This is a genomic window from Polaromonas sp. (assembly GCF_039930745.1).
GTDB lineage: Bacteria > Pseudomonadota > Gammaproteobacteria > Burkholderiales > Burkholderiaceae_C > Polaromonas.
The window spans coordinates 1-13990 of record NZ_JBDTTH010000102.1 but is presented as its reverse complement, the minus strand read 5'-3'; the positions used below and the strand labels follow the sequence as shown (position 1 = coordinate 13990).

Below are 13990 nucleotides of genomic sequence, written 5' to 3'. Positions count from 1 at the left end.
ATGACGCCGAGGTCGGCAAGACCGGGCTCAAGGGAACGCAGTATTCGCTGCTGTCCTACGTTGTCAAGTTGGGCCCCCTGCGGCCGGGCGACCTGGCTCGCGAGATGAAGTTGGATGCTTCCACGCTGACGCGCAACCTCAAACCGCTGGTCACCGCCGGCTGGCTGGACCTGGCGCCCGGAAGCGACGGGCGCAGCCGGCTGGTCAGCATCACCGATGCCGGCCGCGACAAACGCACCGAGGCGCAGCGCCGCTGGCGTGTTGCGCAGGAAGGCATCAATCAACTGCTGGGTGCCGAGCGTGTGCTGGCCCTGCACGCGCTGATCGATGAATCACTGGAATGCCTGTCTCCTTTGCATGGAGCCGATGATGAGTGAACAAAAAAATACGGTGGCTTCTGCCTCGCCAAAAAACACCGTACTCTGGCTGGTGCTGTTGGCTGCGGCCGGGACTTTCGCCCTGACCATGGGCGTGCGCCAGACTATGGGCCTGTTTCTGTCGGCGCTCAATACCTCGACCGCGCTGGGCATAGGCAGCATCAGCCTGGCTTTTGCCTTTGGCCAGCTCTGGTGGGGGCTGACGCAGCCTTTCGCCGGCGCCGTGGCCGACCGCATAGGCGCGGGGCGCGTTATTTTTCTGGGGGTACTGCTGGTTGCTGTTGGCACCATCATCACGCCGCTCATGACCAGCACTGCGGGCCTGATCTTCGCCATCGGCGTGCTTGCCGCGGGCGGCGCGGGCATGGCTGGCCCTTCGGTGCTGATGGCAGCGACCGCACGCCTGGTGCCGCTGGAAAAACGCGGCTTTGCCAGTGGCATTGTCAATGCGGGCGGCTCCTTCGGCCAGTTTGCGATGGCACCCATCGCGGTCGGCCTGATCGCCGCCGTCGGTTGGGCCAATGCGATGCAGTGGCTCGGCGTGTTGCTGCTGCTGGCGCTGCCGGCGGTATGGGTGCTCAAGGGCAATTCGAACGCACTGGCCGCGCAGGCTGCGGCAGCCTCGGGCAAGAAAGCCCTGAGTGCCCGCGAGGCCATCAGCCAGGCGCTGGCCACGCCGAGTTACCGCTACCTGAGTCTGGGTTTTCTGGTCTGCGGGTTTCACGTTGCCTTTCTGGCCACGCACTTGCCGGGCGTGGTGGCCGCGTGCGGCCTGCCGCCCGAAGTGGGTGGCTGGTCGCTCGCCATGATTGGCCTGTTCAACATTGTCGGCAGCCTGGCCATGGGCTGGGCGGTGGGCCGCTGGCGCATGAAGTCGTTGCTGGCGCTGCTATACGCAACGCGCGGCCTGGCAGTGCTGGTGTTCTTGCTAGCCCCCAAAACACCGGCGGTGATGCTGGTTTTTGCGGCCGTCATGGGTGTGACTTTCCTGTCGACTGTTCCGCCAACGGTGGGCCTGGTGGCCAAGATGTTCGGTACGTCCAATATGGCCATGTTGTTCGGCATCGTGATGCTGGCCCACCAGGTAGGCGGTTTCTTCGGCGCCTTCCTCGGCGGTTATGTGTTCCAGGCAACCGGCAGTTATGACTGGGTCTGGTACATCGACATCGTGCTGGCCGCGGGCGCCGCACTGGTGAACCTGCCAATTCGCGAAGCGCTGCTGCCGCGTCAAACGAAAGCGGCAACATGAACAGCGCCCGTGCGTCGAGTACAGGCTCTTCAAGTCAAGCAGGAGCCTCGGATCCGGCTTCGCCGGTCCGCACGCACAGCGCCCCCATTTCAGTGCAAGGGGCAGCGAACGGCCGCAGGCTCGCAGTGGGGAGCGTGGGGGCCAACAATCTCGATCCGCGCACTCGGCTGCTGCTGGAAGCGCCCATTGCCCCGACCCTGCTGCGCCTGGCCGCGCCCAATGTGCTGGTGATGCTGGCGCAGGCCGGTGTCGGCCTGATCGAAACCTATTTCGTCGGCAAGCTCGGTACCGACGCACTCGCGGGCATGGCCCTGGTGTTTCCGGTGGTGATGCTGATGCAGATGACCTCGGCCGGCGCCATGGGCGGCGGCATTGCCTCGGCCATTGCGCGCGCGCTGGGGGCCAGGCGCCGGGACGATGCCGACGCACTGGTGCTGCATGCCATCGTTATCGCCGCCGTGTTTTCAGTGGTGTTCATGCTGGCGGTGCTGGGCGGTGGTCGATGGCTGTATGGCCGCATGGGTGGTACGGGCGGTGCGCTGGAGGCAGCCATGCTCTATTCCAACTGGGTCTTTGCCGGCGCGGCGCTGATCTGGATCTTCAACACGCTGTCGGCGGTGATACGCGGCACCGGCAACATGGCGGTACCCGCCAATGTGACGGTGCTGGGCGCGCTGGTGCTGCTGCCGCTGTCGCCTCTGCTAATTTTCGGCTGGGGCCCGCTGCCGGCGCTGGGCATTGCCGGCGGCGCCATCGCGCTGCTGGCGTATTACCTGGTGGGCAGCCTGGTGCTGGCGGCTTACCTGTGGTCGCCGAAAAGCCTGCTGCGCCCGTCGTTTGCCTACATCCGCTTTCGCTGGGTGCTGTTCAAGGATATTTTGCGTGTCGGCCTGGTCGGCACGGTATCCACCGTGGCCACCAATCTGGCCATAGGCATCACCACTGCCCTGGTGGGCGGGTTTGGTACGGCGGCCATCGCCGGTTATGGAACCGCATCGCGTCTGGAATATTTGCTGGTGCCGCTGGTGTTCGGCTTCGGCGCACCGTTGGTGGCCATGGTCGGCACTTGCATGGGCGCGGGTCAGCATGAGCGGGCGCTGCGCGCCACGTGGATAAGCGCGGCCATGGCTTTCGCGATGGCCGAAGCCATTGGCCTGTGGGCGGCGCTTTTTCCGCGGGCCTGGCTCTCCTTGTTCAACAGCGACCCGGCCATGATCGAAGCCGGCAGCGTTTACCTGCGGGCGATGGGGCCGGTCTATGGTTTCTTCGGCCTGGGCCTTGCGCTGTACTTTGCATCGCAGGGGGCGGGGCGCTTGCTCTGGCCGGTGCTGGCCAATCTGGCGCGACTTGCCGTGGCCATCACGGGTGGTTGGCTGGCACTGCGCTGGGGCGGTGGTCTGGCGGGCGTGTTTCTGGCGCAGGCCGTGGCACTGGTGATTTATGGCGTGCTCAATGCCTGGGCGATCGCCGGCGGCGCGTGGTTTGGCGGCATCGGCTGGCCGCGCAGCACGGCGGGTTTGCTGCAAAGAATGCCACCTGCCAGGGTTTGAAGCAAAAAAGGCCTCTAGCCCAGTAGTCACGGGCGCTACCAGCTATGTATTCAGTAGCAGGTGACTGCGGCGTTCAAGCCGGCGGTGCGAATTTTGCCCGTGCCGCCAGCGCCACTTCTCGGCTGGCGCAGCCCTCCAGGTGGTCGTTGACCAGGCCCATGGCCTGCATGAAGGCATACATCGTGGTCGGCCCGACAAAGGTCCAGCCGCGTTTCTTCAGGTCTTTGGACAGCGCCGCCGAGGCGGGCGAATGGGGCAGGGCGCGCACGGCTTCCAGCGTGACTTGTTCCGGCCGGCTCGCGGCGTCCGGTTCAAGCCGCCAGACATAGGTGGCCAGCGAGCCGAATTCACGGCGCAGCTCAAGGACACGCCGTGCGTTGTTGATGGTCGAGGCGATCTTGCCGGCATGGCGCACGATGCCTGCATCGCCGAGCAGGCGCTGGACATCGCCGGCGTCAAAATGTGACACCTGTTCAGCATCGAAGTTGGCGAACGCGCTGCGGAAGGCTTCGCGCTTGTTCAGGATGGTCAGCCAGCTCAGGCCGGCCTGAAAACCCTCCAGGCAAATTTTCTCGAACAGCCTGCGCTCGTCGGCCACAGGAAAACCCCATTCGGTGTCGTGGTAATGGCGGTACAGCGGCGTGGCCTGGCACCAGGCGCAGCGTGCGTTGCCGGGTTCGTCGGTAAAAAGACCGGAGGGTGTGGATGGTTTGGCGTCAGCAGACATGCCTGATTCTAGTTTTCAGATTCGAGAGCCCGAACCGCGCCATACCGGCCGCGCCGCGGGTGGGGCCGCTGCCTTTGCGCCGCTCCCGCTCCGCGCCAATAAGCAGGCCGATGCCCAGCGCAACGTTCAGGCCCAGCAGTGTGGAAGAGCCGAGCCGGGTCGGCAAGGTGGCGGTTCCGGCGACGGGTGATCAGGCGATAGGCCGCTGGCGCTCAGCACGCAAGCGCAGTGCGTTGCTGATCACCGAGACCGAGCTCAGGCTCATGGCGAGCGCCGCGATCATGGGCGACAGCAGCCAGCCTGTGAAGGGGTAGAGCAGCCCCGCCGCGAGCGGCACACCCAGTGCGTTGTAGATGAAGGCGAAGCCGAGGTTCTGCTTCATGTTGGCGATGGTGGCCTCCGAGATGATGCGGGCTTGCGCAATGCCGCGCAGGTCACCTTTGACCAGCGTGATCTGTGCGCTGTTCATGGCCACGTCGGTGCCGGTGCCCATGGCGACACCGACATCGGCCTGGGCCAGGGCCGGGGCATCGTTGATGCCGTCGCCCGCCATCGCGACCACATGGCCTTCGCTCTGCAACTGCTTGACAAGCACCAGCTTGTCGGCAGGCTTGACTTCGCCGTGCACCTCGTCGATGCCCAGGCGTGCGGCCACGGCCCTGGCGGTGGTGTGACCATCACCGGTGGCCATAATCACGCGCAGGCCCGCGGCCTTCAGTGCTGCCAGTGCCTCGGGCGTGCTGGCCTTGACCGGATCGGCCACGGCCAGCAGGCCGGCGAGCTGGCCATCCACCGCGAGGTGCATCACGCTGGCGCCTTCGGCCCGCAGGGCTTCAGCCTGAGCCAGCAGTGCGTCCACCGCGACGCCAGCCTGCGCCATCAGCGCGGTGTTGCCGAGCGCGAGCGCCCGGCCGGCCACGCGCCCGCCGACACCGATGCCGCTGGCCGACTCGAAACTTTCGGGCTTGTCCAGTGAAAGACCACGCTCGCGTGCGGCGTTCACGATGGCCTCGGCCAGCGGGTGTTCACTACCCTGGTCAAGGCTGGCAGCCAGTTGCAGCACCTCGTCGGCGCTGAAGCCTGGCGCTGGGATTGCGCGGTCAAACGCAGGCTTGCCGGCCGTCAGCGTGCCGGTCTTGTCGACGATCAGGACATCGACTTTGCGCATGTGTTCGATCGCGGCGGCGTCGCGGAAAAGAATGCCCTGGCCTGCCGCCTTGCCAGTGGCAACCATGATGGACATCGGTGTGGCCAGGCCCAATGCGCAGGGACAGGCGATGATGAGCACCGCAACGGCGTTGATCAGGCCGTAGACCCAGCTCGGCTGCGGGCCGAACATTCCCCAGCCCAAAAAGGTCAGCACGGCGATGGTGACCACGGCCATCACGAACCAGCCGGCGACCTGGTCGGCCATGCGTTGCATGGGCGCTTTGGAGCGCTGGGCCTGCGCAACCATTTGCACGATCTGCGACAGCATGGTCTGCGCGCCGACACGCTCGGAGCGCATGACAAGGGCGCCGCTGGTGTTGAGCGTGGCGCCTATGAGTTTGTCGCCGGGGCGCTTGCTCACGGGCAGGGGCTCCCCGGTCAGCATCGATTCATCGACGGCGCTGCTGCCTTCGGTGACCACCCCATCGACAGGCACCTTCTCGCCGGGGCGTACGCGCAGGCTGTCACCCACATGCACATGGGCCAGCGGCACGTCTTCTTCCGTGCCGTCGGCCCGGATGCGGCGGGCGGTTTTGGGCGCCAGACCCAGCAGCGACTTGATGGCTGCCGAGGTCTGCGACCGCGCCTTCAATTCCAGCATCTGGCCGAGCAGCGTGAGCGAAATGATGACGGCCGCTGCCTCAAAATAGACCGCGACGCGGTCCATGGAGATAAACGAGCCGGGAAAGACGCCCGGCGTCACGGTGGCCACGACGCTGTAGGCAAAGGCGGCGCCAGTGCCTAGGCTGATGAGCGTCCACATGTTCGGGCTGCGGTGGATCACCGACTGCGCACCCCGCACAAAGAAGGGCCAGCCCGCCCACAACACTACGGGCAAAGTCAGCACCAGCTCTATCCAGCTTTGTGTTGCCATGCCGAACCAGCCGAGCCGGTGGCCGAACATGGCCAGCACCGTCACCACCACAGTGAGCGGTAGCGTCCACCAGAAGCGGCGGGTGAAAGAGGCGAGTTCCGGGTTGTCGTCCTCCTCCAGGCTGGGCATGACGGGCTCGAGCGTCATGCCGCAGATCGGGCAGTTGCCGGGATGGTCCTGCCGGATCTGTGGATGCATGGGGCAGGTGTAGACCGCGCCGCTTGCCACGGCGTCATCGCCATGGGCAGTTTCCGTTGCGTCGTCGACAACCGTCGTGGCGGTCCCGTGCGAGGGCTGGGAGGTGTGGGAGTGATTCATGAAGGGGCATCCTTTTCGGTGCTGCAGGCCTGAAACAGGGTATCGGGGAAAAGATAAACCTTGCCACCGTGGGAAGGTCAAGCCCGCCGTTGGCTTTTGCCTGGGATGGTCATACCCTTCTTCGAGGGCTCTAAAGACTGAAAGACAGCTCAGGGTTTGGCCGGTACCGGCGGCAGTCGGTCCATCATCATCTGCATCATGGACTGCATCATTTCCATGCGTTTTTCCATCATCTGCTGGCGCGCGGCCGGGTCGCCGCCGGAGCCCTGCATATGGCCCATCATGCCACCCATGCCGCCCATCATGGCCATGCCTTCTTGCATGAGTTTGCGGTGCTCAGCCATCAGGGCGTTGCGTTCTTCGGGGGTTTTTGCACCTGCCATGCGGTCGTGCATGGTGCGCATGGTTTTCATGTGCTCGTCCATGCGCGCCATCGGCATGCCTTGCCCGGGCGCGGGCGCCGAGGCGCCGGGGTGGCGTTCCGCATGGCGGGGAGGCACCTGGGCGCAACCGGCCAGGCCGAGGGCTGCTGTTACTGCGAGGATGGAAACAAGGCGAATCGACATGGTGAACTCCAGAAGCTGAGCGTCCAGTCTATTGAAATGCCGGCTCTTTTGGACTGCGTTCTGCAGCCCGCATGATCCATGTCAACTGCGCGAGGCTGTGTCCGCCTAGGGCGGCGTGCCGCAGGCTCGCGCTAGACTGGCACGGTGTAGTTCAGCGTCATGCGGCCGCCATCGACCACCACGATCTCGCCAGTGATGTAGCTGGCAGCGTCGCTGGCGAGGTAGGCCACAGCATCGGCAATTTCCGAAGGCTCGCCAAGCCGCTTCATGGGTGTGCGGCTCATGATCCGGGCCTTGGCGTCATCGCTGGTCAGCACGGCCCTTGAGGCGAGCTCGGTCGCGATGGTGCCGGGCGCGACGGCGTTGACGCGCACGCCCTTGTCGGCCAGCGCCAGCGCCATTACGCGCGTGAGCTGGTTGATACCGCCTTTGCTCACGTTGTAGCTGGAAATGGTCGGGATCGCCAACACGCCGTTGACCGAACTCATGTTCACAATGCTGCCCTTGCCCGCTTTGGCCATTTCGTGCGCCACGGCCTGGCCGACCAGGAAGGAGCCCTTGAGGTTGATGCGCAGCACGGCGTCGAAGTCGGCCTCGGTGACTTCCAGGAAATCGGCTGCCCTGAAAATGCCGGCATTGTTGACCAGCACATCAATGCGGCCGTGGGCGGCCATGGTTTGCGCCACCAGCGCTTCAACCTGGGCCTTGTCGCCGACATCGCAGTGCACATAGAGTCCGCCTAGTTCGGTGGCTAGTGACGTGCCTCGGCTGTCGTCGATGTCGGCAATCACGACCTTGGCGTTTTCACGCGCAAAGCGGCGAATGCAGGCTTCGCCTATGCCCTGGGCGCCGCCGGTGACGATGCAGACGCGGCCGGCGAGGCCGAAGGAAATTGAGGAGGAATTAGAGGATGAAAGAGTGCTCATGCCCTGATGGTACCAGCGCAGGAAGCTATGAATTTCATAGCATTTTCAGCCACCACCGAGGCCGGCGTTCCGGGGTGGTACAGCGCGGAACCGATGCCGAAGCCACTGGCTCCTGCCGCGAAATAGGGGTGCATGTTTTCCGGCGTGATGCCTCCCACCGGCAGCACCGCGGCATCGACGGGCAGTACGGCGCGCAACGCCTTCAGCACCGCGGGCGTGATCATTTCTGCAGGGAAGATCTTCAAGCCAGTCGCACCGGCATCAAGTGCGGCAAAGGCTTCGCTGGCCGTCATCACGCCGGGCAGGCAGACCAGGCCCAGGCGGACGGCTTCGTGCACCACGGCCGGGTTGAAGTTGGGTGAAACGATGAGCTGGCCGCCCGCGGCTTGCACGTTGCGCACGTCTTCCACAGTCAGCACCGTTCCAGCGCCGACCAGGGCCTGCGGGAAAGCAGATGCCAGCGCGGCAATGCTGTCCAGCGGCTGCGGCGAATTGAGCGGAACTTCGATCAGTGTCCAGCCAGTGGACACCAGCGCCTGGCCGACGGGCAAGGCCTCGGCAGGCTGCAGGCCGCGCAGGATGGCGACCAGCGGCAGGGTCTGCAGGGCGGCGGTAAATTTTTGATGAGAGTTCATGGAGGGGAATGAGTGGACAGTGTGTCGGCGATGGCGCGCAGGCCGCGCCAGGTGGCGCTGGCACCGACACGCTGGACTGGAATGTCCAGTTGCGCCAGCGCCTGCTCATAACGTGCGGTCAGCGTTTCGGCACCCATGAGCACCACGGGTTCGCCGGTACGCAGGTTTTGTGATTTGAGTTCTTCTCCAATGACCAGACCCGACAGATAAGCCGGCAGGGCGCTGGCGTCCATGCGTTTGAACAGGGCCAGGGTGCGCGTGCTGAAAGCCGTGTGCAACAGACCCGGGCCATGCAGCGCCTGCCTTACCCCTTTGTCAAAGGCAGGGAGATCGAGAATGCCGTCGTCCTCGGGAAGAGAGCGCGCAAGAATGGAATGGCGGCGCAGCAGGGCGTAAAACTCGCCGGTCATCCAGGTCGAAAAACCGGTGATGCGGCCCCCGGCAGCAGCGACCCATTTGCTGTGCGTGCCGGGCAGCACCAGGCGAGCCTCACTGAGGCCCAGCAGCAGCAAGGCACCAAACACCTGGGTTTCCTCGCCGCGCATGACATCGGGAACACCGTCGCGATCCAGGCTGAGGCCAGGCACGATGGCAATGCGGCCGGGCTCCAGCCATTGAAGCCGGTCAGCGATGTCCTGGAGATTTGCGGGGCAGGCGCAATAAGGTGCTTCATGCCAGCCCTGCTGGCTGCCGGCCATGCCCGAGATCAGGCATAAGGTACCGGCTGCCATCCAGTCGCCAAAACAGCTTTCAAAAACAGCCGGGAATTCGCCCGCCGCCACACTGAGGATGCCGCGCGGAAAGGCGCGTTCATCCAGCACCTTGCCGTCAGGCGCCACCAGCGCGCCGCGCAGCGACGAGGTGCCCCAGTCAACGGCGAGCAAGCGGCGACCGTTCATGCGGGTTGTTTGACAGGGGGAGGGCCAGGCATGCTGGTGGGCATGATTCAGGGCATGCCCTGCAGGGAACCGGCCGGATAGGCGGGGCTGCGGCAATCCTCGATGTACTGCTCAATGATGGCCTTGAAGGACGAATCGGGCTTCAAGCCGAGCGCATGCGCCCGACCGGCGCTGGCGCCGCGCGCCCAGTTGGCCACGATGCCGGCGATGCGTTCGTCGCGCTCGAAACGCACGCGCTTGCGGACCGCGGGGCCGGCGACCTCTTCCAGGGCCTGCAGCATCTCGCCGACGCTGACATTGAGGCCAGGCAGATTGAGTGCCAGTCGCCCGCCCATGGCTTGCTGGCTGGCCTCGAACACGGTGATCAGGCCATGCACCGTGTTCGACGGAGATGACACGGGGTGTGTAACGTCCGCAGCCACGGGGCAGGTGGTCTCCACGCCGGCCAGCGGCTCGCGGATGATGCCGCTGAAGAACGAGGATGCCGCGCCGTTGGGTTTGCCCGGACGTACGGTCACTGTCATCAGGCGCGCCGACCGGCCATCGACAAAGCCCTTGCGGGTGTAGTCGGCAATCAGGTGTTCACACATCAGCTTGTGGGCGCCGTAGGAGGTCTGCGGTGACGGCAGGGTGTGGTCGGTCACGAGGTCGGGCAGCGGGTTGGATGCGTCCGGCCCGAACACCGCCACCGAACTGGCGAACACCAGCCGCGGGGCATTGCCGGCCTGGCGCAGGCCATCGAGCAGAAGGCGGGTACTGTCGAGGTTGGAGCGCAGACCCAGGTCGAAGTCCAGTTCGCACTCGCCCGACACGGCCGAAGCCAGGTGGAACACGGCGTCGAAGCCGCTGGCAAACAGGCCCGACTGATTGAGCAGCGGGCCGGTATGTACCCGCACCCGCTCGTCTGCCGCCAGATCGGCGGGCGGTGCAAACATGTCGGCAATGTGCAGCTCATTAATCGACTGGCCATCAAGCTGGCCTTTCTGAAGAATGGCGCGGGCCAGTCTGGCGCCCACAAAACCCGCGCCTCCCGTGATGAGTAATTTCATGTCAAGCCTTGTGAATCAATGGTTGTCGCGCGGCACAAAGGAGCCGCGTTTGCCGACCAGGAAGTCCAGGTCCACGCCTTCGTCGGCCTGCAACACGTGGTCGACATACAGCTTCCAGTAGCCCGAGGACAGCGGCGGTGGCGGTGCTTTCCAGCCAGCCAGGCGGCGTGCCAGTTCTTCATCGCTGATGTGCAGATGCAACTTGCGCTCGGGGACATTGAGTTCGATCATGTCGCCATTCTGGACGATGGCAAGTGGCCCACCGGCCGCCGCTTCGGGTGCGGTGTGCAGCACCACCGTGCCGTAGGCGGTGCCGCTCATGCGTGCATCGCTGATGCGCACCATGTCGGTGATGCCCTTGCGCAGCACCTTGGGCGGCAGCGGCATGTTGCCCACCTCGGCCATGCCGGGGTAACCCTTGGGGCCGCAGTTTTTCAGCACCATGACGCATGTCTCATCAATGTCGAGGTTCTCGTCGTCGATGCGTGCGTGAAAGTCTTCGATGTTTTCAAACACCACCGCGCGGCCGGTGTGCACCATGAGCGCAGGCGTGGCCGCGCTTGGCTTGATGACGGCGCCGCGCGGCGACAGGTTGCCGCGCAACACGGCAATGCCGGCTTTGTCTTTGAAAGGCTTGGCCAGCGGCTGGATGACTTCGGTGTTGTAGTTCTGCGCATTGGCAATGTTGGCGCCTATGGTCTGGCCGTTGGCCGTGATCGCGTCCAGGTGCAAGTGCTGAGCAATTTCCTTCATCACCACCGGCAGGCCACCGGCGTAGCAGAAGTCTTCCATCAGGAATTTTCCGGAGGGCTGGAGGTTGACCAGGCAGGGCAGCTCGCTGGCCAGACGGTCGAAGTCGTCCACCGTGAGTTTCACGCCAATGCGACCGGCCATCGCGATCAGGTGGATCACCGCGTTGGTCGAGCCGCCAATCGCAGCCAGGGTTTTGGTGGCGTTTTCAAAGGCTTCGCGTGTGAGGATTTTCGAGAGCGTCAGGTCCTCATGCACCATCCCGACCGCGCGGCGGCCGGCCATGCGCGCCAGCACATTGCGCCGGCCATCCACGGCGGGGTAGGCCGCGTTGCCCGGCAGGCCGATGCCCAGCGCCTCGACCATGCTTGCCATGGTGCTGGCCGTGCCCATGGTCATGCAGTGGCCATGGCTGCGGTGCATGCAGCTTTCGGCTTCAAAAAAGTCGGCCAGTTTGAGTGTGCCGGCACGCACCTGCTCACTCATACTCCACACGCCGGTGCCAGAGCCGAGTTCCTGCCCGCGCCACTTGCCGCTGAGCATGGGGCCACCGCTGACGCCTACCGTTGGCAGATCGACGCTGGCTGCGCCCATGACCAGCGAAGGCGTGGTCTTGTCGCAGCCCATCAGCAGCACCACGCCATCGATCGGGTTGCCGCGGATGCTTTCCTCGACGTCCATGCTGGCCAGGTTGCGGTACAGCATGGCGGTCGGCCGCAGCAGGGTTTCGCCCAGCGACATCACGGGGAACTCGAGCGGGAAGCCGCCGGCCTCGTACACGCCAATCTTCACCTGCTCGGCAATCGTGCGAAAGTGGCTGTTGCAGGGCGTCAGTTCGCTGAAGGTGTTGCAGATACCGATGACGGGCCGCCCGTCGAACTGGTCATGCGGCACACCCTTGCCTTTGACCCAGCTGCGGTAGGCAAAACCGTCACGGTCCTGGCGTCCGAACCACTGCTGGCTGCGAAGTTCTGCGGGTTTTTTTCGGGGTGTGGTGGGATCGCTCATAGGGAAAATCCTTAATTGTTAAACATATTATCGTCATACCATTGGCGCGACTGTCTCAGTGATAACCATGACCCCAGGAGTTGCCTTGTCCCGTCCCGCCATTCTTGCTGTTTCGAAGTTGCCGCCCTTCCTGCTCGAGCCGCTCCAGACGGCTTATGTGGTGCATGAGCGCCTGCACGAGACCGACCCGGCAGCATTCGCCAAAGCCGCCTCCGGTATTCGGGCCGTCGTCGGAGGTGGCGAGTCGAAAGTGTCGCGCACGCTGATGGACCAGTTGCCGGTGCTCGAAATGGTGTCCATTTTCGGCGTCGGGTACGACGGGGTGGATGTCGCCACGGCGCTGGAGCGCCGCATCCCGGTGACGCACACGCCTGGCGTGCTCAATGACGAGGTGGCCGACCTGGCCATCGGCCTCATGCTGAGCGTGGCGCGCTGCATTCCGCAGGCGGACCGTTATGTGCGCGCGGGCCGCTGGGCCAGGGAAGGCGCTATGCCCCTGAGCCGCAAGGTGTCGGGCGCGCGGCTGGGCATTGTGGGTCTCGGGCGCATCGGCCAGGCAATCGCCAGCCGGGCCGAAGCTTTTGGCATGTCCATTGCCTACACCGCGCGTAACGCCAAGCCCGGCGTGGCGTACAGTTTTTTTCCAACAGCGCAGGCGCTGGCGGCCCAGGTTGATTTCCTGATCGTGATCACGCCGGGTGGCGCCGGCACGCGCCACCTGATCAATGCGGAGGTGTTGCAGGCGCTGGGCTCCGGCGGCTACCTGATCAATGTGGCGCGCGGCTCGGTGGTGGACGAAGCGGCGCTGGTGCAGGCCCTGCAGCAAGGCGTGATTGCCGGTGCCGGCCTGGACGTGTTTGAAAAAGAACCCCATGTGCCCGAGGCCTTGTGGGCGTTGGACAACGTGGTGTTGACGCCGCACATTGCCAGCGGGACGCGCCAGACCCGGCAAGCCATGGCGGACCTTGCTGCGGCCAATCTGGCTGCTCATTTTGCGGGCCGGCCACTGCTCAGTCCGGTGCCGGAGTGGGCCTGATTGTTCGGGTTTTCCATAGACGTGATCATTGTCAATCATCATATGATAACAACGACTTCAGGAGAGCAGAAGCCTGATTTTTTCGCTGGTTCAACAACTAACTGCACAGGAGACAAATTGAAATGAAGCTCAAGACAATGCTCGCGACCGCGATGGTCGCGGCGGGCCTGGTGACCGCCGGGCAGGCCGCAGCGCAGGAAACACTTACCGTCTGGTGGGCCAAGGGTTTTTACAAGGCTGAGGATGACGCCCTTTTTGCCGCCATCAAGAAGTTCGAAGCCAAGACCAAGATCAAGGTGGAGCTGTCGCAATATGCGCCGCAGGAAATCATCCCGAAGAGCGTCGCGGCGATGGACTCCAGAAACCCGCCTGATGTTTCCTACGGTGACGTTTATGACTTCCAGGTGGCCGGCAAATGGGCCTTCGAAGGCAAGCTGGAAGATATCAGCAGCGTGATCGATCCCATGCGCTCGCGCTTCGCAAAAAATACGGTCGAAACCACCTTCCTGTACAACGACGTGGACAAGAAACGTGCTTACTACGCGTTTCCGATGAAGCAGCAGACCATGCATATCCAATACTGGGCGGACATGCTGGAGGAGGCCGGGTTCAAGGAATCCGATATCCCGACCAACTGGAAAGCCTACTGGGATTTCTGGTGTGATAAGGCGCAGCCTGGCTACCGTGCCAAGAGCGGCACCCGCGCATTTGGCATTGGCCAGCCCTTGGGCGTGGACTCCAGCGACTCGTTCTATTCTTTCCTGACCTTCATGGACGCCTACAACGTCAAGCTGGTCAGCGACAGCGGCAAGCTGCT

At 64.2% G+C, this 13990-nt stretch carries 14 protein-coding genes; 5 read left to right on the top strand and 9 right to left on the bottom strand.

The features are described from left to right. The 3 genes from ABI660_RS20520 to ABI660_RS20510 all read left to right on the top strand — a co-directional run. Nucleotides 1-377, top strand: a 377-nt coding sequence (locus ABI660_RS20520; RefSeq protein ID WP_348071595.1) for a MarR family transcriptional regulator, incomplete at its 5' end; no start/stop codon positions are given. Then, nucleotides 370-1626, top strand: a complete 1257-nt coding sequence (locus ABI660_RS20515) for an MFS transporter (RefSeq protein ID WP_348071593.1) — start codon at nucleotides 370-372, stop codon at nucleotides 1624-1626. The genes ABI660_RS20520 and ABI660_RS20515, both read left to right, overlap by 8 nt. A 134-nt stretch (nucleotides 1627-1760) precedes the next feature. Further along, the gene (locus ABI660_RS20510) at nucleotides 1761-3176 is read left to right on the top strand and encodes an MATE family efflux transporter (protein ID WP_348071591.1); all 1416 of its coding nucleotides are present in this window, start codon (nucleotides 1761-1763) and stop codon (nucleotides 3174-3176) included. 73 nt (nucleotides 3177-3249) lie between these two features. Here ABI660_RS20510 and ABI660_RS20505 read toward each other — a convergent pair whose 3' ends face one another. The 9 genes from ABI660_RS20505 to ABI660_RS20465 form a co-directional block, all read right to left on the bottom strand. After that, entirely contained in the window at nucleotides 3250-3903 is a 654-nt protein-coding gene (locus ABI660_RS20505) for a DNA-3-methyladenine glycosylase I (RefSeq protein WP_348071589.1), read from the bottom strand. Then, nucleotides 3893-4069, bottom strand: coding sequence for a hypothetical protein (locus ABI660_RS20500; RefSeq protein ID WP_348071588.1), 177 nt, complete (start codon nucleotides 4067-4069; stop codon nucleotides 3893-3895). Before ABI660_RS20500 ends, ABI660_RS20505 begins: the two co-directional genes overlap by 11 nt. A 24-nt stretch (nucleotides 4070-4093) precedes the next feature. Continuing rightward, nucleotides 4094-6304: a copper-translocating P-type ATPase gene (locus tag ABI660_RS20495; protein ID WP_348071586.1), complete on the bottom strand. Its 2211-nt coding sequence runs from the start codon at nucleotides 6302-6304 to the stop codon at nucleotides 4094-4096. Nucleotides 6305-6453: 149 nt separating this feature from the next. Beyond that, nucleotides 6454-6870, bottom strand: a complete 417-nt coding sequence (locus tag ABI660_RS20490; RefSeq protein WP_348071584.1) for a hypothetical protein — start codon at nucleotides 6868-6870, stop codon at nucleotides 6454-6456. Nucleotides 6871-7001: 131 nt separating this feature from the next. Continuing rightward, on the bottom strand, nucleotides 7002-7796 hold the full coding sequence (locus tag ABI660_RS20485; protein WP_348071582.1) for an SDR family oxidoreductase: 795 nt from the start codon (nucleotides 7794-7796) through the stop codon (nucleotides 7002-7004). Further along, nucleotides 7793-8431: a 2-dehydro-3-deoxy-6-phosphogalactonate aldolase gene (locus ABI660_RS20480; RefSeq protein WP_348071580.1), complete on the bottom strand. Its 639-nt coding sequence runs from the start codon at nucleotides 8429-8431 to the stop codon at nucleotides 7793-7795. The genes ABI660_RS20485 and ABI660_RS20480 overlap by 4 nt, the downstream gene beginning before the upstream one ends. Further along, nucleotides 8428-9330 (bottom strand): 2-dehydro-3-deoxygalactonokinase, encoded by a 903-nt coding sequence (locus ABI660_RS20475; RefSeq protein WP_348071578.1) that lies wholly within the window; start codon nucleotides 9328-9330, stop codon nucleotides 8428-8430. Before ABI660_RS20475 ends, ABI660_RS20480 begins: the two co-directional genes overlap by 4 nt. A 47-nt stretch (nucleotides 9331-9377) precedes the next feature. Next, the gene (denD, locus tag ABI660_RS20470) at nucleotides 9378-10379 is read right to left on the bottom strand and encodes a D-erythronate dehydrogenase (protein ID WP_348071576.1); all 1002 of its coding nucleotides are present in this window, start codon (nucleotides 10377-10379) and stop codon (nucleotides 9378-9380) included. A 15-nt stretch (nucleotides 10380-10394) separates the two neighbouring features. Continuing rightward, entirely contained in the window at nucleotides 10395-12137 is a 1743-nt protein-coding gene (locus tag ABI660_RS20465) for an IlvD/Edd family dehydratase (protein WP_348071574.1), read from the bottom strand. 67 nt (nucleotides 12138-12204) lie between these two features. Between ABI660_RS20465 and ABI660_RS20460 the strand changes: the two genes are divergently transcribed. Both ABI660_RS20460 and ABI660_RS20455 read left to right on the top strand, forming a co-directional pair. Beyond that, on the top strand, nucleotides 12205-13173 hold the full coding sequence (locus ABI660_RS20460; RefSeq protein ID WP_348071572.1) for a 2-hydroxyacid dehydrogenase: 969 nt from the start codon (nucleotides 12205-12207) through the stop codon (nucleotides 13171-13173). Nucleotides 13174-13295: 122 nt separating this feature from the next. Next, nucleotides 13296-13990: ABC transporter substrate-binding protein (locus ABI660_RS20455; protein ID WP_348071570.1), on the top strand; the 695-nt coding region annotated here is incomplete at its 3' end.